This is a genomic window from Mycobacterium neglectum, assembly GCF_002591975.1.
In the GTDB taxonomy this organism is placed as follows: domain Bacteria; phylum Actinomycetota; class Actinomycetes; order Mycobacteriales; family Mycobacteriaceae; genus Mycobacterium; species Mycobacterium neglectum.
Window position 1 is genome coordinate 14,503 of record NZ_NVQE01000015.1, and the last position, 24,264, is coordinate 38,766.

29 protein-coding genes and 4 tRNA genes are annotated in these 24,264 nt (G+C 65.1%); 15 read left to right on the top strand and 18 right to left on the bottom strand.

All coding sequences use genetic code 11. The features are described 5' to 3' along the window. Positions 1-18: 18 nt before the first annotated feature. Both CSQ99_RS13735 and CSQ99_RS13740 read right to left on the bottom strand, forming a co-directional pair. On the bottom strand, positions 19-741 hold the full coding sequence (locus CSQ99_RS13735; RefSeq protein ID WP_099039597.1) for a Clp protease N-terminal domain-containing protein: 723 nt from the start codon (positions 739-741) through the stop codon (positions 19-21). A 32-nt stretch (positions 742-773) separates the two neighbouring features. Further along, positions 774-1,262 (bottom strand): SRPBCC family protein, encoded by a 489-nt coding sequence (locus CSQ99_RS13740; protein ID WP_099039598.1) that lies wholly within the window; start codon positions 1,260-1,262, stop codon positions 774-776. A gap of 76 nt (positions 1,263-1,338) precedes the next feature. Between CSQ99_RS13740 and CSQ99_RS13745 the strand changes: the two genes are divergently transcribed. After that, positions 1,339-1,695 carry a helix-turn-helix domain-containing protein gene (locus tag CSQ99_RS13745; protein WP_099039599.1) on the top strand — a complete coding sequence of 119 codons (357 nt, stop codon included), beginning with the start codon at positions 1,339-1,341 and terminating at the stop codon, positions 1,693-1,695. A 7-nt stretch (positions 1,696-1,702) separates the two neighbouring features. On the opposite strand, the gene CSQ99_RS13750 is transcribed toward CSQ99_RS13745, so the two are convergent. From CSQ99_RS13750 to CSQ99_RS31365, 9 genes are all read right to left on the bottom strand, one after another. Continuing rightward, positions 1,703-2,122 (bottom strand): hypothetical protein, encoded by a 420-nt coding sequence (locus tag CSQ99_RS13750; RefSeq protein WP_099039600.1) that lies wholly within the window; start codon positions 2,120-2,122, stop codon positions 1,703-1,705. Positions 2,123-2,215: 93 nt separating this feature from the next. Then, complete coding sequence (locus CSQ99_RS13755) at positions 2,216-2,602, bottom strand: hypothetical protein (protein WP_099039601.1); 387 nt, start codon at positions 2,600-2,602, stop codon at positions 2,216-2,218. Between the two features lie 562 nt (positions 2,603-3,164). Continuing rightward, positions 3,165-3,344, bottom strand: a complete 180-nt coding sequence (locus tag CSQ99_RS13760) for a hypothetical protein (RefSeq protein ID WP_099039699.1) — start codon at positions 3,342-3,344, stop codon at positions 3,165-3,167. A 171-nt stretch (positions 3,345-3,515) separates the two neighbouring features. Further along, positions 3,516-3,812, bottom strand: a complete 297-nt coding sequence (locus tag CSQ99_RS13765) for a hypothetical protein (RefSeq protein ID WP_099039602.1) — start codon at positions 3,810-3,812, stop codon at positions 3,516-3,518. Positions 3,813-4,251: 439 nt separating this feature from the next. Beyond that, positions 4,252-4,326, bottom strand: a tRNA-Val gene (locus CSQ99_RS13770). Positions 4,327-4,342: 16 nt separating this feature from the next. Then, positions 4,343-4,413, bottom strand: a tRNA-Cys gene (locus CSQ99_RS13775). 27 nt (positions 4,414-4,440) lie between these two features. Then, positions 4,441-4,513: transfer RNA gene (locus CSQ99_RS13780), tRNA-Gly, on the bottom strand. 92 nt (positions 4,514-4,605) lie between these two features. Beyond that, positions 4,606-5,076, bottom strand: coding sequence for a DUF6636 domain-containing protein (locus tag CSQ99_RS13785; RefSeq protein ID WP_176561020.1), 471 nt, complete (start codon positions 5,074-5,076; stop codon positions 4,606-4,608). Between the two features lie 61 nt (positions 5,077-5,137). Next, a complete protein-coding gene (locus CSQ99_RS31365; RefSeq protein WP_245908902.1) occupies positions 5,138-5,668 on the bottom strand; it encodes a DUF6636 domain-containing protein in 531 nt (176 codons plus the stop codon). 140 nt (positions 5,669-5,808) lie between these two features. Between CSQ99_RS31365 and CSQ99_RS13795 the strand changes: the two genes are divergently transcribed. After that, a tRNA-Val gene (locus CSQ99_RS13795) sits at positions 5,809-5,880 on the top strand. 46 nt (positions 5,881-5,926) lie between these two features. Here the strand turns inward: CSQ99_RS13795 and CSQ99_RS13800 are convergent. Together CSQ99_RS13800 and CSQ99_RS13805 are read right to left on the bottom strand one after the other, a co-directional pair. After that, entirely contained in the window at positions 5,927-6,229 is a 303-nt protein-coding gene (locus CSQ99_RS13800; RefSeq protein WP_099039603.1) for a DUF3618 domain-containing protein, read from the bottom strand. Beyond that, complete coding sequence (locus CSQ99_RS13805; protein ID WP_176561021.1) at positions 6,216-6,626, bottom strand: phage holin family protein; 411 nt, start codon at positions 6,624-6,626, stop codon at positions 6,216-6,218. The genes CSQ99_RS13800 and CSQ99_RS13805 overlap by 14 nt, the downstream gene beginning before the upstream one ends. Before the next feature lie 355 nt (positions 6,627-6,981). On the opposite strand from CSQ99_RS13805, the gene CSQ99_RS13810 reads away from it, so the two are divergent. Then, complete coding sequence (locus CSQ99_RS13810) at positions 6,982-7,449, top strand: hypothetical protein (protein WP_099039604.1); 468 nt, start codon at positions 6,982-6,984, stop codon at positions 7,447-7,449. 373 nt (positions 7,450-7,822) lie between these two features. Here CSQ99_RS13810 and CSQ99_RS13815 read toward each other — a convergent pair whose 3' ends face one another. The 3 genes from CSQ99_RS13815 to CSQ99_RS13825 form a co-directional block, all read right to left on the bottom strand. After that, entirely contained in the window at positions 7,823-8,668 is an 846-nt protein-coding gene (locus tag CSQ99_RS13815; RefSeq protein ID WP_099039605.1) for a L,D-transpeptidase, read from the bottom strand. 235 nt (positions 8,669-8,903) lie between these two features. Then, positions 8,904-9,596, bottom strand: coding sequence for a GAF and ANTAR domain-containing protein (locus CSQ99_RS13820; RefSeq protein ID WP_425437822.1), 693 nt, complete (start codon positions 9,594-9,596; stop codon positions 8,904-8,906). A 115-nt stretch (positions 9,597-9,711) separates the two neighbouring features. Then, entirely contained in the window at positions 9,712-10,209 is a 498-nt protein-coding gene (locus tag CSQ99_RS13825; RefSeq protein WP_099039606.1) for a DUF1990 domain-containing protein, read from the bottom strand. Positions 10,210-10,261: 52 nt separating this feature from the next. Between CSQ99_RS13825 and CSQ99_RS13830 the strand changes: the two genes are divergently transcribed. From CSQ99_RS13830 to pdxT, 12 genes are all read left to right on the top strand, one after another. Further along, a complete protein-coding gene (locus tag CSQ99_RS13830; RefSeq protein WP_099039607.1) occupies positions 10,262-11,110 on the top strand; it encodes an aldo/keto reductase in 849 nt (282 codons plus the stop codon). 46 nt (positions 11,111-11,156) lie between these two features. Beyond that, positions 11,157-11,786 (top strand): PaaI family thioesterase, encoded by a 630-nt coding sequence (locus CSQ99_RS13835; protein ID WP_099039608.1) that lies wholly within the window; start codon positions 11,157-11,159, stop codon positions 11,784-11,786. Further along, entirely contained in the window at positions 11,783-12,217 is a 435-nt protein-coding gene (locus CSQ99_RS13840; protein WP_099039609.1) for a TIGR02611 family protein, read from the top strand. The genes CSQ99_RS13835 and CSQ99_RS13840 overlap by 4 nt, the downstream gene beginning before the upstream one ends. A gap of 70 nt (positions 12,218-12,287) precedes the next feature. Beyond that, a complete protein-coding gene (gene thrS, locus CSQ99_RS13845; protein ID WP_099039610.1) occupies positions 12,288-14,342 on the top strand; it encodes a threonine--tRNA ligase in 2,055 nt (684 codons plus the stop codon). Between the two features lie 14 nt (positions 14,343-14,356). Then, positions 14,357-14,920: an ATP adenylyltransferase gene (locus tag CSQ99_RS13850; protein WP_425437823.1), complete on the top strand. Its 564-nt coding sequence runs from the start codon at positions 14,357-14,359 to the stop codon at positions 14,918-14,920. After that, positions 14,917-15,618 (top strand): phosphatidylinositol phosphate synthase, encoded by a 702-nt coding sequence (gene pgsA, locus CSQ99_RS13855; RefSeq protein WP_099039612.1) that lies wholly within the window; start codon positions 14,917-14,919, stop codon positions 15,616-15,618. The genes CSQ99_RS13850 and pgsA overlap by 4 nt, the downstream gene beginning before the upstream one ends. Continuing rightward, positions 15,615-16,553, top strand: a complete 939-nt coding sequence (locus CSQ99_RS13860) for a phosphatidylinositol mannoside acyltransferase (protein ID WP_099039613.1) — start codon at positions 15,615-15,617, stop codon at positions 16,551-16,553. The genes pgsA and CSQ99_RS13860 overlap by 4 nt, the downstream gene beginning before the upstream one ends. After that, entirely contained in the window at positions 16,553-17,731 is a 1,179-nt protein-coding gene (locus CSQ99_RS13865) for a glycosyltransferase family 4 protein (RefSeq protein ID WP_099039614.1), read from the top strand. Before CSQ99_RS13860 ends, CSQ99_RS13865 begins: the two co-directional genes overlap by 1 nt. Continuing rightward, the gene (locus tag CSQ99_RS13870) at positions 17,728-18,768 is read left to right on the top strand and encodes an NUDIX hydrolase (protein ID WP_099039615.1); all 1,041 of its coding nucleotides are present in this window, start codon (positions 17,728-17,730) and stop codon (positions 18,766-18,768) included. Before CSQ99_RS13865 ends, CSQ99_RS13870 begins: the two co-directional genes overlap by 4 nt. A 67-nt stretch (positions 18,769-18,835) precedes the next feature. Beyond that, complete coding sequence (gene pdxS, locus CSQ99_RS13875) at positions 18,836-19,744, top strand: pyridoxal 5'-phosphate synthase lyase subunit PdxS (protein WP_099039616.1); 909 nt, start codon at positions 18,836-18,838, stop codon at positions 19,742-19,744. 9 nt (positions 19,745-19,753) lie between these two features. Then, positions 19,754-20,590 carry an acyl-CoA thioesterase II gene (gene tesB, locus CSQ99_RS13880; RefSeq protein ID WP_006246633.1) on the top strand — a complete coding sequence of 279 codons (837 nt, stop codon included), beginning with the start codon at positions 19,754-19,756 and terminating at the stop codon, positions 20,588-20,590. After that, positions 20,587-21,171, top strand: a complete 585-nt coding sequence (pdxT, locus tag CSQ99_RS13885; protein ID WP_099039617.1) for a pyridoxal 5'-phosphate synthase glutaminase subunit PdxT — start codon at positions 20,587-20,589, stop codon at positions 21,169-21,171. The genes tesB and pdxT overlap by 4 nt, the downstream gene beginning before the upstream one ends. A gap of 51 nt (positions 21,172-21,222) precedes the next feature. On the opposite strand, the gene CSQ99_RS13890 is transcribed toward pdxT, so the two are convergent. Continuing rightward, a complete protein-coding gene (locus tag CSQ99_RS13890) occupies positions 21,223-22,434 on the bottom strand; it encodes an acyl-CoA dehydrogenase family protein (protein ID WP_099039618.1) in 1,212 nt (403 codons plus the stop codon). A gap of 96 nt (positions 22,435-22,530) precedes the next feature. Further along, positions 22,531-24,261 carry a CocE/NonD family hydrolase gene (locus CSQ99_RS13895; RefSeq protein WP_099039619.1) on the bottom strand — a complete coding sequence of 577 codons (1,731 nt, stop codon included), beginning with the start codon at positions 24,259-24,261 and terminating at the stop codon, positions 22,531-22,533. Between the last annotated feature and the right edge of the window lie 3 nt (positions 24,262-24,264).

The following is a 24,264-nucleotide window of genomic DNA, read 5'->3' on the forward strand; positions in this document are numbered from 1 at the left end:
GCGGTTCGCGATGTGAGATCAGCTTTGAGTGAACGGCTCCAGCGCGGTCCGCAGGTCGCCTTCGAAGCGGTCCCGATCGGCGCCGATGCGCTGCAGTGCGCCGTCCTCCTCGGCTTCGAGGAGTGCGAGCACGATGTGTTCGGTGCCAACATAGTTGTGGCCCAAGCGAAGTGCCTGTCGGAACGTCAATTCGAGCACCTTCTTCGCCGCGCCGTCGAAAGGCGTCAACGCGGGCAGGTCGCCATCCGTGCCTGGCGGCAGCGTCACCGCCTCGGCGACCGTGCCGGCGTCGATGCCTTGGCCGGCGAGCAGCTTGACCGCCAGCCCATCGGGATCGTCGAACATCGCCAGCAGTAGGTGGTCGGGGTTGATTTCGGTGTTGCGGGCCTCGTGGGCTTTGTTCTGGGCTCCCACGACCACATTGCGCGCCCGCGGGGTGAATCGGCCGAAGCCGGCGTTGGGATCGAGCGCATCGGTGTCGCTGGGCGCTTTGGGGACGAATCGTTTCTGGGCGGCCTGCTTGGTGACGCCCATGCACTTGCCGATCTCGGTCCATGACGCCCCGGATCGCCGCGCCTGGTCGACGAAGTGCCCGATGAGGTGGTCGGCGATCTCGCCGAGGGACTCGGCCGCCAGCACCGCGTCGGTGAGCTGTTCGAGCGGTTCCTCGTGCACCGTCTTGATCACATCAATCAGGTCATCGAGGCGGACGGGGTTGGTGATCTTCGCGGACTCGGTCATGGCGTCAACTCTAGGTTGACGCTAGATGATCGTCAACCAACGGTTGACGCCTGCGGGTAGCCGCGCCGGACCGTGCGGTCGAGAATGCCGAGGGTGGCACGCAACGCGAGCTCGGAGACGATCGGGAAGATGTTCGCGTCGCGCCAATGAGGGTCGATGTCGGACCAGTCGTAGAACGACGTGACCAGCGTTTCGCCGTCGGCCGGTGCGAGCCGGTAGCCGTAGACGTGGCCGATGTCGGGCTTGAGCTGTCCGAAGATGGTCCACGCGATCAGGCGGTCCTGCTCGAACTCGGTGATAGAGACGGTGACCTCGTACTTGCCGAGCGGGTAGTCGTTGAGCGACTCACGATCCATATGCACGACGAAGCTGTCACCGACGGCCTGAACGGGATCGCCGTCCGCGCTCTGCAGCATGCCCGTGGCGTCGATCGCGACGTGGCCCTGCGGATCGCAGAGGACCGCGAAGACGTCGGCGGCGGGGGCGGAAATGGTGCGGGGGACTTCGATGCGTTCGGTCATGGTCCGATGGTGTCAAGGTGTGATCTGTGTCGGCCCTCGTTTTGGGGATTCGTCAGCGGGTAGTCGGTGCTTCGAAATGACAGCTGACCCTGCCGATACCTCGACCGCCAAGCCGCCGATGTTGCGGCAAGCGATCGCGTTCATCCACGAGAACGCACACCGCGATATCACGTTGAGTGACATCGCGGCGTCGGTCAACGTCACGCCGCGGTCGGTTCAATACACGTTCCGCCGCCATGTCGGGGCGACACCGCTGGAGTATCTGCGGTGCCTTCGGCTCAACCGCGCCCACCGCGAGCTACAGGCCGCCGACCCGTCGGTCGACACCGTGATGGCGATCGCCGGCAGGTGGGGGTTCGGGCATGCCGGACGATTCAGCAGCATGTACAAGCGCAGGTTCGGCACGTCACCGAGTTCCACACTGCGCGGGTAGCGGCTTTCTACCGCGGAAAGAAGCCCTCACGGGTGAAGATGCCGGGTTGCCAGCCTTGCGTGCCCAGACACAACATGGGACGTCCGTCGGGATGTTGAGCTGCCGCATGAGGTTTGGGGCATGGCGCGCCCTGCTCCTGGACGCCGAACAACTCGTAGGTCGCCACCCAGAAACCCGTATAGATCGGTGGCCATTGGTTGGCGATCCAGCGGCACTGCAGCACCTCGCCGCCGGGACCGCGGCCGAACGTGAAGCGCTCGAGGTTGGTGCAGGGCGCGGTGAGGTGAGCTTCGTAGACCATGCCGGGCACGTCTGACGGGTAGCGGCCCGGCGTGTCGGGGTACAACAGGTCGTCGGCGACGGCGACCGGAGCAGAGCTGATAGCAGCGCCTGCGATCGCAGCGGCGGCGAGGAGTTCGCGAATCACGTCCCACCCCTTGGTGTCATGACAGGTTGACCTTCGGAGAGCCTAATCGGTGCCCGAAGACACACGAGTGGTTTCGCGGCGATGACGGCCGCGTCAGGCCGCCGTCACGCGGATGGCGAGCGGCACGTCCACCCGGTCGTGCCCGTCGCCGATGCGGAAGGTGTAGGCGTGGCGTCCGCCGCCGGCGGCAATCGGCAGCACCAGAGATGTCAGACACATGAACGTCGTCGGTCTGTCGAGGGTGAAATCCTGCGCGAACGCCGGGGCCTGGAGGGTTCCGTGTGGACCCTCCGCGTCGATGTGCAGGGCGAACTGTCGGCCGACGTCGCCGGCGTCGGTGTCGACGAGCACCACGGCACAGCATCGGAAGCCCGTCGAATTGGCCGCGACCGTGGTGGTCTTCCAGAACCCGCCCTCCACATTGAGCATTTGGTCAACCAGGTCAACGTGGTTGGCAAAGAAGGCCGAGGTCAGGCGCATGATCGGAGGCTACCCCTTGGATTGAGTGGTCGCGAGGAGTCAGGTATTACCGCGGCGTGGTGTGTCGGCCGCCTCCCGACCGAGAGAAGCGGATGGGGGTCGCCATCAAGCGGGTGTCCCATAAGGCCCCTGACAACATGGCGACAAACAGTCCGAAAAGACCGGCAGTCGCGAACAACGCTTCATTCGCCATGCTCTTCAGGTACCCATTACGCGGTGTATGACACCCAGTTGGGGACCCGGCTTCGGTATCGCGGACGGGCCAGGGGAATTGCGCTGAAGGCGGCGCCCGCTAACTCGCCGTCACGCGGCGCTGACGTTGGGTGCGAAGCCCCCGACCCCTGCGCGGGGGCTTCGCTGGGCCGGCCGCCGGTGCCGGGTGTGCGAGTCGGATGTACGGCGGCAGGCCTGCCCACTGAGATAGCCAGAGCCAGCCCATTCTAACCCTTTGAGCAAACATTTTTAGACGCCAGCATCGTCGACGACCGGCCAAGATCGGATCGGGCGCAACTTTCGTTTTGGTGGGAAAGCCATCGGGAAATTGAGAGGTGCAGTGCTGCGCTCAGCGGCTGAAACCGGACGGTGGGGCAGCGGCGAGGAGTTCGCCCCAGGAGTGCACGCTGGCCATCTCCGGGGTCGTGCTTGTGGTGGCCGACTCGCTCAAGCTCAGTGCCGAAGCGAACGCGCCGAATCCCACGACGGCGACGGCGGCGGTGGCGCCTGCGATGTGCTTGATACTCATGACTACCTGCTTCTCGTGAGTTGGCTTGTTGACTGCAATGAGCATCCGCCGGCGATCTTGGACTTTTCTTGGAGGAGATCAGGGGTGCTGCGAAAAGGGATCGGCCCGCCACTCGGGGGGTCGTGGCGGGCCGACGTCTGTTGCGGGCAGGCTTGTTTGGCGTTCGACTGTCTAGAACCCTGCGGCGAGTCCCAGAAGATCCTGTGCGGGGATGAGGTTTCCGATGTCACCAAGGACTGGGATGCTGCCGAGTTCTCCGAGGCCGGCGATGCTGCCGACGTCGGCGACGTCGTCGAGCAACGGCAGGTACGACTGCCAGTCGTCGCTCAGCCCGCCGGGAACCAGCGGTGCGATCGAATCCAATTCATCGGCGTTGGCCGTGCCCGCCCCGAATCCGATGGTGGCCAAGCCCAGTGCTCCGGAGACCGCGCCTGTGACGGCGATCTTCTTCAAGTTCGTTGCCTTCATCGTGCATTGCCTCCTGTTGCGACTCGGTGTCGCCTGACACCTATAGCGAACCGAGTCTTGGCAGAAGACCTTGGAAGTTTCTAAAAGCCCTGCATGCGGCTCCGGCGGAGACGCCTGCGCTCTGGTCGAAGACATCGACACGAGGCCCTGCGTTTGTGCACACAGCTAAGGCGACGGCGGCCAGTCTGATGCTGACTGCTTAACACCACAGTTGCACCAACGGCCGTCTAGCAACAGAAACACGAACGCAACCAGCCCTACATCCGTTGCCACTTCCCAGGGTAGCCGCTGTCTGCCTGCGGCTGGTGAATTTTTAGGTGGCCAGCTTCGGCTCGCGGCGGCGCAACCCCGATCGCTTCGGTAGGCCGCCGCCCGCCGACCTTGATTGCGCGGAGACAACTCAGGCCCGGTAGAAACCGGGCCCGAACTGCATCGAACTTGGTGCGCGATACTGGGATTGAACCAGTGACCTCTTCCGTGTCAGGGAAGCGCTCTCCCGCTGAGCTAATCGCGCCGAGAATAAATCGTTGAGGTGGAGACGGGAATCGAACCCGTGTGCACGGCTTTGCAGGCCGTTGCCTCACCACTCGGCCACTCCACCGCTGGGGTTGATGCCACCACACCTTCGAGCGGATGACGGGATTCGAACCCGCGACCCTCACCTTGGCAAGGTGATGCGCTACCAACTGCGCTACATCCGCGCGCCACAAACAGCATTGCCGTCCGTCGCGAAGGACGACATTAGTCGACCCGAGCAAGACACCACAAATCCCTTGCTCCGTCATCCGTAGTCTCAACTGAGGTGATACGCCTCGCGGGAGATCGAGAACTCTCCGCCGTACTGGAAATCCCAGCAGGTGATGCCAGACTCGGCGCTCGTGCACTCGATCGAACCCGCAACGATCGTGTCGCCGAAGGCCAATGGATTTCCGGTCGTCAGTGCGGTGTCTCCCGCACACACCACCCCGGCGGGTTCGCCGGCGTTGAGTGTCAGGCCCTGACCCCAGCCGACGTTCTCATTGCACGACGCGGGCTTGGGCGGTGGCGCCCAGTCGCGCTCCCGAATGTCGCAGCGCACCGAACTCGGGTCGATGTAGCACCCGATGTTCCCCGACGGGGAGTTGAATGCGGTCAACTCCGTCACTGTGATCGTTTCGAGGGGAAGTTCGTCGAGCGAGCCCGGGGACGCCGTGGCTGTTCCGGCCATGAGCATCGCTGCGACGGGCGCGGCCGCAGCGAGCGCGGCGACAACGGCGTGTTTCATGCGATGAAGGTATGGCCAAAGCTGAGCTTGTGCTGGGCGAACTCTGAAAACTCAACGGCGATCAAAATAGCCGATACGCCTTGAGTGCGATCGTGAAGCCATGTCCGGTGCCCGCGTCTCGGCACGTGATGCCCTCGTCGGCGCTTTCGCAGCGCAGCGGGCCCGCCGTGATCGCATCGCCGTACGGCAGCACTTCGTCGGGGCCGAAGGCGGTGTCGCCGGCACACACAAACTCGGCCGCTTGGCCGGCAACGATCTCGATCCCCTGTCCGTAGTCGAATTCGCAGTCCGCGGGGCGCCGCGGAGGTGACCAGTCGTGGTCGATGATGTCGCAGCGGGCCAGGTCCACGTCGATCATGCAGGCGACGTTGCCCGTCGGGGAGATGAAGCCGGTGAACGCGAACACCTCCCGGTCCGCCGGCTGTGGCTCCGACGTCGGTGGCGGTGAGCGCGTCGCGGACGCCTTGGTCTGAGTGGCGGCGGACGAAGCGCTCGCGGGATGGGGGCCGGGGGAGCTGCCACACGCGGAGAGGGTGAGCACGGCGACCAAACCGGCAACGGCGGAGACCGAATGTCTGCCAGGTTGATCCACGGCGTGACGATAGCCCGGCAATGCGGGGTGGGCCGTCGAACGTACGAAATGCGGGCAGCGTCCATAGCGAAACGAATTCGGGTCGCAACCCGCGAGGTGATAGTCTTCGACGTCGTTCGACCCTTTTGGTCGAGCTCCCCGGTCTCGTAGCTCAGGGGGAGAGCGTCCGCCTCACACGCGGAAGGTCACTGGTTCGATCCCAGTCGGGACCACAAGTTCAGAGCACATTTCGTCTCAGCCCACCCAGTCTCGCCGATCTCAGTGGCGCCGCCGCCACACGACGATCCCGACCGCCAGCGCGGCGATCACGACCACCGCCGCGGTCGGCACCGTTCGCTTCGGGTTGTCGGTAGCGGCATGCCTCAGTGAGTCGGCCTTCTCGACGACCTGCTCCTTGGTCCCTGCGGCCTTCTCTTTCGCCTGTTTCTTGACGTCAAGCTTGTCGGCGAGCGCCTCGACCGTCTGGCCGAGCTCGGTGCGTGTCTGCTCGGCGTCAGCCTCGATGTCCCCGATGTCCGCCTCGGGACCGGGCTCGGGACGATGGGGATCAGGTGCGGCCATGGCGTGCTTCCTTCACTTCCTCGATGTCGGCTTTCACCGTTTCGACTGTTCTGGGTGTTGCCGGAGTGACCTCGTCCGCCTGACGTCGACCGATCAGAGCCGCGACACCCGCGACGAAGAAAAGTACTGCTGCCACGATCACGGCGGCCGCCCACACCGGCAGTACCAGCGACAACGCGGCCACAGCCGCGCCGATCAGTGTCGCGAGGCCAAGGACGGCCAACAAACCGGCGACGCTGAACAGTCCGGCGCCGATGCCCGCGTGCCTGGCAGATTCTTGAAACTCCTTCTGCGCCAATCGCATCTCGTCGCGAACCAACCGCGATGTCTGCGCCGACAACTGGCTCAACAACTCGCCGAGCGACGCATCTGCGGTGGGTTTGGATTCAACTGTCATGATTACCAGCCCCTCATTCGATGCTTCGTTCCCCAGTGATGCCCTGGCTCGCGGGTTTGAAACGCATACTGCCCGCGCCATGTATCCCGGACTCGATTTGGGCACAGATCGGTTACCACTGTGTCTCGATTGCTAAGTTGAAACCTCAACGAGCGCAGCAACTTCGGAGCAACAACATCACTGTTTGAAAGTCGTACGTCACCATTTGGATACGGTGCGGTGCGGCGTGTCCCACCGTTGTAATTCGTACAGATAATTGACGAGGTCGTCCAGTAGACGGCTTTGGTACAGCGCGGATTGTGTTGCACCAGGTGAATGCGGAATGTCAGTGCGCGAATGAAGGAGTCGATGGGCGATGGCGATCTTTGATCGATTCGACCTCAAAGTAATTGCTGTCGGGGGGTTGTGCGGCGTCGCTATTGCGTTGAGCCCCGGCATCGCGGCAGCTGGCGGCTACGAATGCCTCCAGACGTCGGCTGGTGAGGCCGGCCCGGCTGCAGCGGCGCCCGTATGCGCCCCGGTCGCCGAGATGGCGGGCGTTCCGATGGCCCTGCCTGGGCCTCCGATCGTGCCGCCGCTGGTCCCGCCGCCGATCATTCCCCCGCCGCTGGTGCCGCCAGTCGTGCCGCCGCCGCTGGTCCCACCGCTGGTCCCGCCGGTCCCGATCGTTCCGATCGGTGCGCCGATTGCCGCGGGTGCGCCACTGGCGCCGCTGACCACCATGGGTGGTGCCGCCGGCGGTAAGGGTGATTCAACCGGTCCGGCACCGGCTGGAGCGCCGGTAGCCGGTCAGCCGACGGCGCCCGGACCTACCGGGCACTGACACCGTTCCTCCGCGACGAACCGCCCCCACCGAGTGGGGGCGGTTCGTTGTTTGCATCCTCGAAGTGTGACGCACCTCGGGTGCGGAATCTGTTGCAGATCAACAAGTTTGTTGGCGCTCTACACTGATGCATCGCCGCGTACGCAATGCATGGTCGCCGCCGCTCGCACCGCCTACCGTTATCGCTCTGTCGGGCCGGGGGATCGACAGACCCTCCGCCGTTTAGGAGTGCCTGGCGCCCACGTCGAAAGCGCCCAAGCCGCGAGCGACAAGGTCGCGCAGAAGGAGAGTCTCCACAGCATGTAGCGACAGTGTCGCCGATAGCTGGGCACGACTAAGTCATGGTTTGGCAGAGCTAGACCACGGGGCTCTGTTAGCCGGTCACCGTCCGGGGAACTTCGATGCTGTTCTCCCGCACAATGATCGGATCGCCGACGTTGACGGTGTTGAAGTACCACTCGGCGTCCTCGGTGCTGAGTCCGATACAGCCATGGCTGACGTTCTCATACCCCATTGAATTGACAGCCCACGGCGCTGAATGCACGAAGAGGCCGCGCTGGGTAAAACGCACGGCGTATTCCACGTCCAGCAGGTAGCCATCGGGGGAGTTGACGGGGATGCCGACACTGCTCGAATCCATCATCACGTCGCGTTCCTTGCCCAAAACGGCATAGGTGCCGACCGGCGTCGGATATTGCGGCCGGCCCATAGATGCGGGGAACACACCCTCTTCACCCCAACGCGGTCGGTGGTGCGGCGCCGGCAGCTGAGGTGGCGGTCCCGCGTCGACGCCGTCGATGGTCACGGTGAACGTGTGGTCCGAGATATTGGCAACGCCGACGACGGCGGGCCCCGTCCTGAAGTTTGTGGTGGCCAGCCCGCCGCGCATGGACAGTGACACCGTGCTGTGCGCCGGCCAGAATTCGTCGGGAATCCACTGCACAACAGTGTTTTCCAGCCAGTCGTACTTGCCGGTCATCGCGGGCACCGACTGGATGTCGAGGGCGCGTTCGGCCGCGCGCCGGTCGGTGACAGGCGTTGTGAACGTCACGAGAACGGGGTGGGCGATACCCACCACTGCGTCCCGTGCCGGTAGAACCGACGCGATGGCGGGGCGATACGACTGGCTCGCCGCCGCGCTAGGGGCGGCGGCCGGCCCCGCGACCACACTGGCAGCTGTCACGATCGCTGCGAGAACACATCGAACAACCCCACGCATGGCTTCTGATTCCTTCTCAAAATTACAACCTTGTCAATTAGAGATCGTAGGGCTGGCAAGGCAATTCGAAGTGCAGGCGGGCCTTCGCAATTCGGTCAAGGGTTCGTCACGCTTCGGCAACGGCGTGCAATTTTGGCAAACGACCTGCGTTCTGAACGCAAATGGCGCACAAGGAATCTCGCGGTGTTGACCGATCGAGACCTGCTCGCGATGCTATCGAGACACGATCGCGACGCTACGTGGATGCTGACTGGGTGTCGGCGACGAGCTGGGTCGCAACCTTGATCAGTGCCACATTGGAGTCCTGAGATAGCTTGCGCAGCAGTTCAAACGCCTGCACCGCATCGACGCCGTACCGTTCCATGATCATCCCCTTGGCCTGACCGATCACATCGCGGCTGGCCAAAGCGTTCTTGAACTGCTCGTCACGTCGCGCCGAATTCCACGCGACCGACGAATGCGCGGCGAAAACCAAGCCGATGTTTCGCGACTCGTCCCCGAACACGTCGGGTTCTTCGGCGTACACGTTCAGCGCACCCATCGTCTCACCGGCGATGAACAACTGGAACGCCATAATTGTCCGGATCGGGGTCTCGGCCAGCACGTCCTGCCGATAGAGTGGGAAACGGTCATCGGTTTCGAGATCGGCGACATGGATCGTCTTCTCTTCCCATGCCGCGGTCAGGCAGGGGCCCTCCTGGTGCCGTTGTTGAATCTTGTCCAACAACATCGGATAGAAATGCGTGGTGGCCGGGGTCTCGATGTGCTTGCCGTTGCGGGTGACCGTGATGCCGGCGTACTGCGCGCCAGGAATCTCCACAGCAGCATGCTCTGCCAGCTCGGCGATCACGGTGTCTGCGTCGGTGTCGGGCCTGCCGTGCAGGTTCTGAACCAGCTCGGCAATACGCAAGTGGGTGGATTCGACCACGCCTGGATTGTTCACCACTCACCGTCCGAATGACTTGATTTAGGTTTTTTCCCAGGCTACGCGCTGTTGGACTCCGAGGCGCTTGTCAGCAGCGACGGCGAGAGCCAACCGAGTATCACAGGGCCTTCAGGTAGCGCGTAGTGACAACTCGCTGCACCAGCGACGTGACGGGCGATCCCAGGCGGCTCCACCACGTAGCGTGCCGGGAGAAGGCCGTCACCACCGCCAGGACGTTCTCGGTCGCCGGGTCGTAGCGCACGAGGAACAGCTCCTCGCCGGATTCGGCATGGCCGGGCAATGTGCCGTACGCGAACCCGCGACGATCGGGCTCGTCGACGACGTAGACCACCCGGCATGGCGCCTGCACCGGACCCACCCCCACGATTACCTCGGAGCCCACGGCGGCGACCTCCGTCGTCGCCTCGACTTTGACTCCGGCGCCCCGCAGCATGCCCCAACGCATACCTGCCGCGCCGGCCTCCTCGAAGCGCGCCCGACCGCGGCCGATCACCGCCGACTTCTGTACATGGTGGTAGCCGGCCGGGAGTGTTCCCGCGGTGGCGCCGACCTCTGAATAGGTCAACGGCAGCACGGCAAGGTCGCTCAGTTTCATTGCGGCCACACGGTATCTCGCGGTTAACAATGTCGGCGTACGGTTGCCAAACATGACCACCTTCACCATCGGCGGCGACCTGACCGTCAATCGTCTGGGATTCGGCGCGATGCGCCTGACGGGCCAGGGCGTGTGGGGCCCGCCTGCCGATCACGACGAGTGCATCCGCGTGCTACGCCGTCTCGTCGAGGTCGGCGTGAACTTCATCGACACCGCGGACTCCTACGGCCCGTATGTGTCCGAGGAACTGATCAAAGAGGCCCTGCACCCGTACCCGGAAGGGCTCGTCGTCGCTACCAAGGCCGGTCTGCTGCGGACCGGGCCCGACGTGTGGCCCGTCCTCGGCTTCCCGGCGTACCTGCGTCAGGAATGCGAGATGAGCCTGCGCCGCCTCGGTGTGGACACCATCGATCTGTTCCAGCTGCACCGCATCGACGACAAGTTCCCCGCCGAGGACCAGATCGGCGAGCTCGTCAAGCTGCAGCAGGAGGGCAAGATCCGCCACATCGGGCTGTCCGAGGTCAACGTCGACCAACTCGAGGCCGCCCAGAAGGTCGCGACGATCGTGTCGGTGCAGAACATGTACAACCTCTCCGTCCGCACGGCCGAGCCGGTGCTCGAAGCGTGCGAGTCCCAGAACATCGGCTTCATTCCGTGGTTTCCGCTGGCCGCCGGCCCCTTGGCGGCAGCTGACGGACCGCTGCAGCGCATCGCGGCGGACCACGATGCGTCCCCGTCGCAACTGGCGCTGGCCTGGTTGCTCAAGCGATCGCCGGTGATGCTGCCGATCCCCGGCACCTCGAAGGTCGCCCATCTCGAAGAGAACGTCGCGGCCGCGAGTATCGAGTTGTCCGACGATGAGTTCGAGACGCTGAGCAAAGCCGGGTCTGCTTCGGCCTGAGCCAGGCGATCCAGCCCGAGTCTGAGCCAGGCAATACGGTGGTCGTGTGACGACCGACCAGTCCTCGGGTGCGCATCCCGGTGGGGGATTCAATCCGCCGGTGCCGACCACCAAGGGGGGACCCGACTATGGCCGGTTCGTCGACGCCGTCCGCACGCTGCAGGACCACGCCCGCGCGGCGGACGCACCCGATGACGTGATCAGCGAGGCCGCCGACCTCGTCGAAAAGGTCACCCAACTACTGGCGCCTTATTACGCCGACGAGTGGGCCTCGCCGTCCGGACGCCGGATGGATCTGCCCAACCGCGGCAATCTCCTCGCCATCCCGCTGGATCTGCACAAGACGGACGACGGGCGCATCGAAGGCACGGCGATGTTCCGTCGCTTCCACCTCGGCCGCAACGGTGCCGCTCACGGCGGCGCGGTGGCGCAGCTGTTCGACGGCCTGCTCGGGTACGCCGCGTTCACCCTCAGCGGCAGCCGCGCCCAGCGCACCGCGTTCCTGCACGTCGACTACCGCAAAATCGCGCTCGTCGAGAAGGAGTTCCAGGTCGACGCCCGCATCGACAGCATCGTGGACCGCAAGATCTTCGTGTCGGGGCGGCTGCTGGACGGGGAGCACGTCCTGGCCGAGTCGCACGCACTCTTTGTGAAACTGCTACCCGGGCAACCGTGAACCAGGACGAAGATGAACGGCCGAGTCGCGCCCGCCGATGGGCCCGCTGGCGCGACAAGATCCGCGATCGACGCAAGGTCGACTTCGTCTACCGCATCGTGGTCGGAGTCGTCGGTCTGGTGGTCTTCGTCGTCGGCATCATCGCGATCCCGTATCCGGGTCCAGGCTGGGCAATCGTGTTCATCGGGCTCGGAATTCTGGCGACCGAGTTCGAATGGGCGCGACGGCTGCTGGCCTACAGCAAGGAGCGCTACGACCGGGTAATGGCCCGGTTCGGCGAACAGCACATCGTCATCCAGGCGATCGCCGGCATCTTCACGGTGCTGATCGTCATCGGCACCCTGTGGCTGCTCGGCGCGGCTGACTGGACCGTCGAACTCTTCGGCTTCGATTGGCCCTGGCTGAACAGTCCGATTGGCTTGGGGTCTTGAGGACCCGCACCGATAGCATGGTCGCGTTCGGCCAACGCCCGCATAGCCCACAAGCAACGGAGATACCCCGATGAGCACCGCCGTCAGCCCCGTCCCAGCAGCCCCTATTCGGGTCACTGCCGGGACCACCGCGGGTACGGCGGTTCGAGAGGCCGGTCTACCGGGTCGCGGCGATCCCGCCGCCGTGGTGGTGGTGCGAGACCTCGAGGGGCGGCTGCGTGACCTGTCGTGGACGCCCGACGCCGACGTCGACGTCATCCCGGTGGCCGCCGACACCGACGACGGCCGCAGCGTCATCCGTCACTCCGCCGCCCATGTGTTGGCCCAGGCCGTTCAGGAGCTTTTCCCCGAAGCCAAACTCGGTATCGGACCGCCCATCACCGATGGCTTCTATTACGACTTCGATGTGCCGCGCGCGTTCACGCCAGAAGATCTCGAGGCGCTGGAGAAGCGCATGCGCCAGGTCGTCAAGGAAGGGCAGCTGTTCTCGAGGCGGGTCTACGAGTCCAAAGACCAAGCGCGAGAAGAGCTTGCCAACGAGCCGTACAAGCTCGAGCTCATCGAGGACAAGTCCGGCGACCCCGATGTCATGGAGGTCGGCGGTGACGAGCTGACGGCCTACGACAACCTCAATCCCCGCACCCGCGAACGGGAGTGGGGGGATCTCTGCCGCGGTCCGCACATCCCGACGACGCGCTACATTCCGGCGTTCAAGCTGACCCGCAGTTCGGCCGCCTACTGGCGCGGGAACCAGGACAACGCGAGCCTGCAACGCATTTACGGGACGGCCTGGGAGTCGCAAGAGGCCCTCGACCGCCATCTCGAGTTCATCGAAGAAGCGCAGAAGCGCGATCACCGCAGGCTCGGTGCGGAACTGGACCTGTTCAGCTTCCCCGATGAAATCGGTTCCGGGCTGGCGGTTTTCCATCCCAAGGGCGGAATCATCCGTCGAGAACTCGAGGAATACTCGCGCCGCAAGCACATCGAGGCCGGTTATGACTTCGTCAACACCCCGCATATCACCAAAGAACAGCTTTACATCACGTCGGGACACCTGGAGTGGTACGCCGACGGCATGTACCCCCCGATGCATATGGACGCCGAGTTCGACGAGGACGGCACGCTGCGCAAGCCGGGGCAGGACTACTACCTCAAGCCGATGAACTGCCCGATGCACCACCTGATCTTCCGGTCGCGCGGGCGGTCGTATCGGGAACTTCCGTTACGGCTCTTCGAATTCGGCTCGGTGTACCGCTATGAGAAGTCCGGTGTGGTCCACGGCCTGACTCGGGTGCGCGGCATGACCCAGGACGACGCGCACATCTACACCACCCGTGAGCAGATGCGTGACGAGTTGGCGTCGCTGCTGCGGTTCGTGCTCGACCTCCTCGCCGACTACGGCCTGAACGACTTCTATCTGGAGCTCTCGACAAAGGATCCCGAGAAGTACGTCGGCTCCGATGAGGACTGGGACGAGGCCACTGAGACGCTGCGTGAGGTCGCCGAAGCCTCGGGACTGCACCTGGTGCCCGATCCGGGTGGTGCGGCGTTCTACGGACCCAAGATCTCCGTTCAGGTCAAGGACGCGCTGGGCCGCAGCTGGCAGATGTCGACCATCCAGCTCGACTTCAACATGCCCGACCGCTTCGAACTGGAATACACCGCCGCCGACGGCACCCGCCAGCGCCCCGTCCTGATCCACCGTGCGCTGTTCGGCTCGATCGAGCGGTTCTTCGGTGTGCTCACCGAGCATTACGCCGGCGCGTTCCCGGCATGGTTGGCGCCGGTACAGGTGGTCGGAATTCCCGTCGCCGACGACCACATCCCGTACCTCAACGGCGTTGCCAATCAGTTGAAGTTGGCCGGCATCCGGGCCGAGGTTGACGTCAGCGACGACCGGATGGCCAAGAAGATCGTGAATCACACCAACCAGAAGGTGCCGTTCATGCTCGTAGCGGGCGATCGGGACATCGAGGCCGGTGCCGTCAGTTTCCGCTTCGGCGACCGCACCCAGATCAACGGTGTACCGCGCGACGACGCGGTGGCCGCCATCGCCAAGTGGATCGCAGGCCGGGAAAATGCCACTCCCACAGCTGAACTGGTCAAGGTGGGCACTGCGCTGTGACCCCCGAGGAGCGTCTGCACGAAGAGCAGGAAGATGACCACCGGATCGTCGACCACGGCGTCGGCGAGCCCGACCACCTGCAACGGTTGTGGACGCCGCATCGGATGACGTACATCGCCGAGTCGCCGCTGCGGCGCAATAGTTCGGAACCCTCGCGCCCGTTCACCGACATCCCGATGTTGTCCGACGAGGACGGGTTGATGGTGGCGCGCGGCGAGTTGGTGTACGTCGTGCTCAACCTCTACCCGTACAACCCTGGGCATCTCATGGTCGTCCCGTACCGCCGGGTGTCGGAGCTCGAAGACCTCACGGAGGCGGAAAGCGTCGAGCTGATGACCTTCACCCAGAAGGCGATTCGCGTCATCAAGAGTGTGTCCAACCCGATGGGATTCAACGTCGGGCTGAACCTGGGCAAGGTGTCGGGCGGGTCGTTGGCCGAGCATCTGCACATGCATGTGGTGCCGCGCTGGATCGGCGACGCGAACTTCATCACCATCATCGGAGGCGCGAAGATCGTCCCGCAGCTGCTGAGCGAAACGCGTGAGTTACTGGCGACGGAGTGGGCGAAGCAGCAGTGAGCAACGTCTACGTGATGACCCGTGCGGCGTACGAGAAGTTGTCTCGGCCGATCGCCAAGGCTGCGCTGCGCGCGGGGCTGACCCCCGACAGCATCACGATCCTGGGCACGGCGGGCACCGTGCTGGGCGCGCTGACGCTGTTTCCCATCGGCCAGCTGTGGTGGGGCTGGCTCGTCGTCTCTTTCTTCGTACTCGCCGACATGCTGGACGGCGCGATGGCGCGTCAGCGCGGTGGCGGCACGCGGTTCGGCGCGGTCCTCGATGCCACGTGCGATCGGATCGGCGACGGCGCGATCTTCTGCGGTCTGCTGTGGTGGGCCGCTTTCGGCGTGCGCAGTACCTCATTGGTGGTGGCGACGTTGATCTGTCTGGTCACCGCGCAGGTGATCTCGTACATCAAGGCGCGCGCCGAGGCCAGCGGTCTGTCTGCCGAGGGCGGCATGATCGAGCGGCCCGAACGGTTGATGATCGTCCTGCTTGGGGCGGGGTTGTCGGGACTCTTCGGCCTACCGTGGCTGCTGCACGTGGCGATGTGGCTGCTGGCGGTGACCAGCCTCATCACCCTGGGTCAGCGCGTGCACAGCGTGCGGACCTCACCAGGAGCGATGGATCGGCTGACGAAGCCCGAAAGCGCCGGTGATGAGACACCGGAGACGTCGGGGCACACCCCGCCGGCAGCGCAGGGGGACGAGTCATGACGGCACCGCCACAGGATCCGGAATCGGGCACCTCGCTGAGCGGCAGGTTCGCGGACTGGGGATATGCCGCAGGCTGGCGACTCGTTCGTGCAATGCCGGAGGTGGTGGCGCGCAACGCGTTCGGCGCCGGTGCGCTCTACGCCGCCCGCGGCGGCGGGCCCGACCAACTACGCAAGAACCTTGCCCGCGTGCTCGGCGTCTCGCCGGACCGCGTGCCGGACGAACTGATGCGCGCTTCGCTTGCCTCTTACGCCCGATACTGGCGGGAGGCGTTCCGGTTGCCCACGATGGACCTGGTCGAGGTCGCGCGGCGGTTCGACGAAGTGAGTATCGGAACGCACAGACCCCAGGCGGCTTTGGACGCCGGCCGCGGCGGCATTCTGGCGCTGCCCCACAGCGGCAACTGGGACATGGGCGGTGTGTGGCTCGTTCAGAGGCACGGCACTTTCTCGACGGTGGCCGAGCGACTGAAGCCGGAATCGCTGTATCGCCGATTCATCGAATACCGGGAAAGTCTCGGCTTCGAGGTGTTCCCGGCGTCGGGCGGCGAGCGTTCACCATTCGAGCTGCTCGCCGAGCGGTTGCGCGAGAACAAGCTGGTGTGCCTCATGTCGGACCGCGACCTCAGCCGGTCGGGGGTCGAAGTCGACTTCTTCGGAGAACGCACCCGGTTGCCCGCAGGTCCGGCGAAATTGGCGATCACCACCGGGGCCCACTTGATTCCGGCGCACGTCTACTACGACGGCGACGACTGTGTCATCAACCTCCAGGAGCCGCTCGACACCAGCTCCGGCGACGTCACCGCTGTCACCCAGGCGTTGGCGGATCGGTTCGCGAGCAACATCGCCGCGCATCCTGCGGACTGGCACATGATGCAGCCGCAGTGGCTGGCTGATCTGTCTGACGAACGACGCGCCAAACTCGAGGCGACCTGATGCGCATCGGCATGGTCTGTCCCTATTCGTTCGACGTCAACGGTGGGGTGCAGTCCCACGTGCTGCAGCTGGCCGAGGTGATGCACGGCCGCGGCCACGCGGTCAGCGTGCTGGCGCCGACGTCGTCGGATGCGCAGACCTCATTGCCCGACTACGTGGTGTCGGGTGGCAAAGCTGTGCCGATCCCGTACAACGGGTCGGTGGCGCGGCTGCGGTTTGGGCCTGCGACGCACCGCATGGTGAAAAAGTGGCTCGCCCAGGGCCAATTCGATGTGCTCCATCTGCACGAGCCCAACGCGCCGAGCCTGTCGATGCTGGCGCTGAACATCGCCGAGGGGCCGATTGTCGCGACCTTCCACACCTCGACCACGAAGTCGTTGACGCTCAGCGTGTTTGAACCGTTCCTGCGGCCGATGCACGAGAAAATCGTGGGCCGCATCGCGGTGTCGGACCTCGCGCGGCGGTGGCAAATGGAGTCCCTCGGCAGCGACGCCGTCGAAATACCGAACGGAGTCGACGTCGGGGCGTTCGCGTCGGCGCCGACGATGGATGGTTACCCGCGCAGGGGCAAATCGGTGTTGTTCCTGGGCCGGTATGACGAACCACGTAAGGGCATGGCCGTGCTGCTGCGTGCGCTGCCGCGGCTGGTCGAGCGGTTCACCGATATCGAGATCCTGATCGTCGGCCGCGGCGATGAGGACGAGTTGCGTAAAACCGCCGGGAAATGCGCGAAGCACCTGCGGTTTCTCGGCCAGGTCGACGACGCCGCGAAGGCCTCGGCGCTGCGCAGTGCGGACGTGTACTGCGCGCCCAACACCGGGGGAGAGAGCTTCGGCATCGTGCTCGTCGAGGCGATGGCGGCAGGCACCGCGGTCGTCGCAAGCGACCTGGATGCGTTCCGCCGGGTGTTGATGGATGGGACCGCGGGTCGACTGGTGCCGGTCGACGATCCCGCGGGACTGGCGGACGGGGTGATCGAGGTGCTGGACAGCGACGACGTCCGGTCGCGCTACGTGCAGACGGCGGCCGAGGCGGTGCGCCGCTACGACTGGTCGGTGGTGGCCGGCCAGATCACGCGCGTCTACGAGACGGTCGCGGGCGCGGACACGAAGGTGCATGTCGCGGGTACGACCGACCGCCGTCGGCGCGTTTCGAGCAAGGCCGGGGAATCCAAGTGACGACCTGGATCCTCGTGATCGCCCTCGGGCTGTTGCTGGTGGCCCTGCTGCTGATCGGGGCGTGGGCGTATCAAACCGCCAACCGTCTGGACCGGCTGCACGTGCGCTATGACCTGTCCTGGCAGGCCCTCGACAGCGCGCTGGCGCGTCGGGCCGTGGTCGCTCGTGCAGTCGCCGTCGATGCCTACGAAGGTGCGCCTGCGGGCAAGCGATTGAAGGCGTTGGCCGACGTCGCCGAACGCTCTCCGCGGGAGCGGCGTGAGGCTGCCGAGAACGAGCTGTCCTCAGCGTTGGCGATGGTCGAGCCGTCATCGTTGCCGCTCGCGTTGGTCGCCGAACTGGCCGACGCCGAGGCGCGGGTGCTGCTGGCCCGCCGATTCCACAACGATGCTGTGCGCGACACCCTCGCGCTGCGGGAGCGCCCTGCGGTGCGGATGCTGCGCCTCGGCGGAACCGCCGCGCTGCCAACCTATTTCGAGATCGCCGAACGGGCTCTTGGTGCCGCGACGTCCGATGAGGTGGGGCCCGCGGCCAACCAACGCGTCTCGGCGCGTGTGGTCCTGCTCGACCGCGACGGGGCGGTCCTGTTGTTCTGCGGCTCCGATCCTGCTCTCGCCGGCGCGCCGCTGTGGTGGTTCACAGTCGGCGGCGAGGTCGAACCGGGGGAGGCGCTCGCCGACGCCGCTGCGCGCGAGATCGCCGAGGAGACCGGCCTGCGGGTCAGCGCCGCTGATCTGATCGGGCCGGTGTGGCGCCGAAATGCGGTGTTCGAGTTCAACGGGGCACTCATCCGCAGCGAGGAGAAGTTCTTCGTCTATCGGACCGACCGTTTCGAACCGTCGACGAGCGGTCACAACGACCTCGAGCGGCGCACGATTCATGGCCACCGGTGGTGCGATGAGACAATGATCGCCGAGCTGGTCGCCAGGGGCGAAACCGTATATCCGTTGCAGTTGGGTGAGCTCCTCGGCGAGGCGACGAACCTGGCCGATCATCCGGTTGAAATGGTGCGGAGGCAGTTGCAATCGATTCGCTGATCTGCGGATTCTTTTGTATTTGCGGCCACCTCTAGACTGGATCAGTAGCGATTCGGAGGAGATAGCAGTGGATACCGCACCCCAGAACGGTAGGTCCCAGACCGGAACCGCCCGGGTAAAGCGCGGCATGGCAGAGATGCTCAAGGGTGGCGTCATCATGGACGTCGTCACGCCCGAGCAGGCCCGCATCGCAGAGGGCGCCGGTGCCGTGGCCGTCATGGCTCTGGAGCGGGTGCCCGCCGACATTCGCGCCCAGGGCGGGGTGTCGCGGATGAGCGATCCCGACATGATCGAGGGGATCATCGCCGCGGTGACCATCCCGGTGATGGCGAAGGCGCGCATCGGCCACTTCGTCGAGGCGCAGATCCTGCAGAGCCTCGGTGTCGACTACATCGACGAGTCTGAAGTGCTGACGCCGGCCGACTACACCAACCACATCGACAAGTGGAAGTTCACCGTGCCGTTCGTGTGCGGCGCGACCAATCTCGGCGAGGCGTTGCGCCGCCTCACCGAGGGCGCGGCGATGATCCGCTCCAAGGGCGAAGCGGGCACCGGAGACGTGTCCAACGCGACGACGCACATGCGCGCGATCGGCGGCGAGATCCGTCGACTCACCTCGCTGTCCGAGGACGAGTTATTCGTTGCGGCAAAGGAATTGCAGGCCCCCTACGACCTCGTCGTCGAGGTGGCCCGGGCGGGCAAGCTGCCGGTCACGTTGTTCACCGCCGGCGGCATCGCCACCCCCGCCGACGCGGCGATGATGATGCAGCTCGGGGCCGAGGGTGTGTTCGTGGGATCGGGCATCTTCAAGTCCGGTGACCCGGCGGCCCGCGCAGCCGCGATCGTGAAAGCCACGACGTTCTACGACGACCCCGACGTGCTGGCGAAGGTGTCGCGCGGGCTGGGCGAGGCCATGGTCGGGATCAACGTGGAGGACGTCGCTGCCCCGCACCGGCTCGCCGAACGCGGCTGGTAAGAACGTCAGGTGGCTATCGAAGAAATCCTTGATCTGGAGCAACTCGAGGTCAACATCTATCGTGGCAGTGTCTTCAGCCCCGAATCGGGCAACTGGCAGCGCACGTTCGGCGGTCATGTAGCCGGCCAGTCGTTGGTCTCGGCGGTACGCACCGTCGATCCGAGGTACCAGGTGCACTCCCTGCACGGCTACTTCCTGCGGCCGGGTGACGCGAAGGCTCCGACGGTGTTCATCGTCGAGCGCCTGCGCGACGGCGGATCTTTCGCCACCCGTCGGGTCAACGCGATCCAGCACGGCGAGACCATCTTCTCGATGTCGGCGTCCTTCCAGACCGACCAGAGCGGCATCCACCACCAGGACACGATGCCGTCGGCACCGCCGCCCGATGACCTGCCGGGCCTGACGGAGGTCAAGGCGTTCGACGATGCGGGCTTCAAGCAGTTCGCCGAGTGGGATGTGCGGGTGGTGCCACAGGAGAAGCTGGAACGCTTGCCCGGCAAGGCTTCCCAGCAGCAGGTGTGGTTCCGCCACCGGGACCCGCTGCCCGACGATTTCGTGCTGCATGTCTGCGCGCTGGCCTACCTGAGCGATCTCACTCTGCTCGGATCGGCACAGGTGCACCACGCCGCGGAGCGCCAACATCTGCAGGTTGCGTCGCTGGATCATGCGATGTGGTTCATGCGTCCGTTCCGCGCCGACGAATGGCTGCTTTACGACCAGTCGTCGCCGACGGCGTCTGGCGGGCGCTCGCTGACCCAGGGCAAGATCTACACCCAGACCGGTGAGATGGTGGCGGCGGTGACGCAGGAAGGGCTCACCCGCTACAAGCGCGACTACACGCCGTGAGCGCACCGCATGTCGGCGTGCTCGCGCTTCAGGGCGACACTCGCGAACATCTTGCGGCCTTGCGGGAGGCCGGCGCGGAGGCGTCCACGGTGCGACGGCTGCGTGAACTCGAAACCGTTGACGCTCTGGTGATCCCCGGCGGGGAGTCCACCACGATGAGCCATCTGCTGCGGGAATTCGGGTTGCTCGAACCACTGCGGGCGAGGTTGGCCGGCGGTATGCCGGCCTACGGATCGTGTGCGGGCATGATCCTGCTGGCCACCGAGATCATGGATGCCGGCTCCGTCGGGCGCGAGGCCACACCGCTGAAGGCGATCGACATGACCGTGCGGCGCAATGCTTTTGGCCGTCAGGTGGATTCGTTCGAGGACGATATCGAGTTCACCGGCCTCGACAAGCCTGTGCATGCCGTGTTCATCCGGGCGCCGTGGGTCGAGCGCGTCGGCCAGGACGTCGAGGTGCTTGGGGAGGCCGGCGGCCATATTGTCGCGGTGCGCCAGGGCAAGATGATCGCGACGTCGTTTCATCCGGAGATGACCGGCGACCGCCGCATCCACAAACTCTTTGTGGAATTACTCTGAATCGGGCGCGCTTATCAACCGTCGCGGTCGATAAGCGCGCCGAATTCCCTGCTAGCGGATGGGGAGACCGGTTATCGCGCGGCTGATGACCAGTCGTTGAATCTCGCTGGTGCCCTCGAAGATCGTGAAGATCTTGGCATCGCGGTGCATCCGTTCGACCGGATACTCACGCGTGTAGCCGTTGCCGCCCAGGATCTGGATCGCCTCGTCGGTGACGTAGACGGCCGCCTCGCTGGCGACGAGCTTGGCCATCGACCCCTCGGCGTTTTCGAACAGCTTGCCGTTGCGGGCCATCCAGCCGGCCCGCCAGACCAGCAGCCGTGCGGCGTCGACTCGCGCCTTCATGTCCGCCAATTTGAATGCGATGGCCTGGAATTCGCCGATCTTGCGGCCGAACTGCTCGCGTTGCAACGCGTACCCCAGCGCGTACTCATAGGCCGCACGTGCCACGCCGACCGCCATCGCGCCGACCGAGGGCCTGGTCCGTTCGAAGGTGGCCATCGCTGCCTGGCCGGCGGCCTTCTTGCCTTCGCGCACGCGCGCGATCCGCTCTTCGAACTTCTCTCTGCCACCGAGGATCAGGCGGCCAGGGATGCGGACGTCATCCAACACCACCTCGGCGGTATGCGACGCCCTGATTCCGTGCTTGAGGAATTTCTGGCCCTGCCCGAAACCGGGGGTGTTCGGCGGGATGATGAACGATGCCTGGCCGCGGCTACCCAGTTCCGGATACACCGAGGCAACGACGATGTGCACCTCGGCGATGCCGCCGTTGGTCGCCCACGTCTTCGTGCCGTTGAGCACCCATTCGTCGTTTGCCTCGTCGTAGCGCGCCCGGGTGAGGATCGCGCCGACGTCAGAACCGGCGCCGGGCTCCGAAGAGCAGAAGGACCCGACCTTCGGATCGTCGACGGTGCCGAACATCTGCGGCAGCCATTCACCCATCTGCTCAGGCGTGCCGCCGCCGGCCAGCGCCGCTGCGGCCAGGCCGGTGCCGAGTATCGACAACGCGATTCCCGCGTCACCCCAGAACATCTCCTCGAACACCACGAGCATGCCCAGACCCGTCGGTTCGGCGGACTGCTCGGCGAACATCTCCATGGAATACAGGCCGACCTTGGCCGCCTCTTGGATGATCGGCCACGGCGTCTCTTCGCGTTCGTCCCACTCCGCCGCAGCGGGCCGGATCACGTCAGTCGCGAACTCGTGAACCCAGTCGCGAATGTGGAGAAGGTCCGGGGAAAGCTCCAAGGAAAAAGACATCAGTCGCGGTCCTTCCAGTCATGATCCGCGCTTTCAGATTTGATTCAAGGATACCTTACTGCAGAGTAAGTTAGAAGCGGCGACAGTGTGGCGGAGCTAACTACCGAAGGACTGCACCGGCAGAACCAGCCGAGATGACGACCGGACGGAGTTCAGGCTGCTGGTGCCGACACTTGCGTGCCGGAAGTTCATGATTGCGGGTGTACGCGGGTCCTGGTCATCGCTGGTGACTACGAGCCGAATGCGGTCTCCGGCAGCGAAGCGACGGGCGTTGGACACCAACGGAATCCGGTATTCGACGTCTTCGCCGATAGGCACCGGCGCAAACGTCCGGCAGTGCAACGCGGGGGCACCGGGGCGGCTGGCGGCCTCGTCGACGGCACGCAGACTCGCCCTCAACCAGCCCGCTGTCACCTCACTGGTTGTCCCGTCGGCGGCGACGTGCTGGAGAGTGGCAATCCAACCGGTGTCGAAGGCGGTTGCCGATGCGACGAGACGCAGCTCGGCATCGCCGACAACGTCCTTCGGCTCGGTCAGCGGTGCGCTGGTCCATGTCAGCTGGGCAGGAGGGTCGATGGAGCTGGCCTTGACCCGGTTCAGGCCCGCACCGAGGGTCAGATATTCGCGACTTCCCCGCGTGCCCTCCGCGGCATCGAGCGTGCCGTCGGCCCTCAACGCGAATTCGGTGAGAGACGTTGCGGCGGGCGGCCATTGGTCAGCAGTATGCCAGCCGTCGGCGCCGGGTAGCACGTAACGGATCGGAGAACCGTCCATGATTCCGGTGTTGCGTCCCTTGAGCCAGTGGTCATACCACGCCAGCGCCTCGTGATGAAGGCTTTCCCATGGCCAGGTGAGGCCGAACTGTCCCAGCAGCGCCATCCGCACATTCGGGTTGTCCGCCAAGGCTTCCCACGACGCGAAGGTCGACGGGAGGTGCAACGGCACATTTTCCCAGTCGCAGCCCAGATACACCGGGATGTCGATGTTCTTCATCAGGGGCAACAGGTTTCGCGCCTCCCACCAGTCGTCGCGCAGTGGATGCTTCACGACGGTGTCCAGCCACAGGTCGTCCCACGGATGCGGGCTGTGCGGCAGCTTCAGCAGTGCGCGCATCATCGTGACCGCGGCCTCACCGTTCATGGTCGCGAACTTGCGATGCAGTCGTGGCGTGTTGAGGACCCGGCGGGCCAGCGCGATCACGGGGTTGTGGCGCCAGAACCCGTCGCTGCGATCCGACGTCAAACCCATCATCGACAGGAACGGCGTGATGAAGGACGTGCTGACCAGTCCATGATGGGCGGCCGCCTCATACAGGTCCGCGGTGACCGCGACGGGAAAGATCGCCTTCAAGTGCGGGGGCCGCTCGACGGCCGCTTCGAGTTGGGTCATGGCGAAGTAACTGATGCCGATCATGCCGACGTTGCCGTCGCACCATGGCTGAGCCGCCGCCCACTCGACCAGGTCGTACATGTCCTGGCGTTCCTGCGGGTCGAAGAACCCGAAGGTGCCGCCCGAGCCGCCGGTTCCGCGGAGGTTCGCGATCACGTGGACGTATCCCCGCGACACCCAGAAGTCGGTGGCTCCCGCCTCGATGAACCCCGCTGGAGCGCCGAAGTCCTGCATCTGACGGGGATAGGGGGACGCCGCGATGAGTGCCGGGTACCTGCCGTCCGCGGTGGGGCGGTGCACGTCGGCCAACAGGGTGACGCCGTCGCGCATCGGCACCTCGGCGTTGTGGTCGCTTCGGATCTTGAACTCCGGCCGGCTGAGGTTCCGGTAGTGACGCCCGGTGGTCTGCGGTCCGTTGAGTTGGCGTTCCGTCGTCATGAG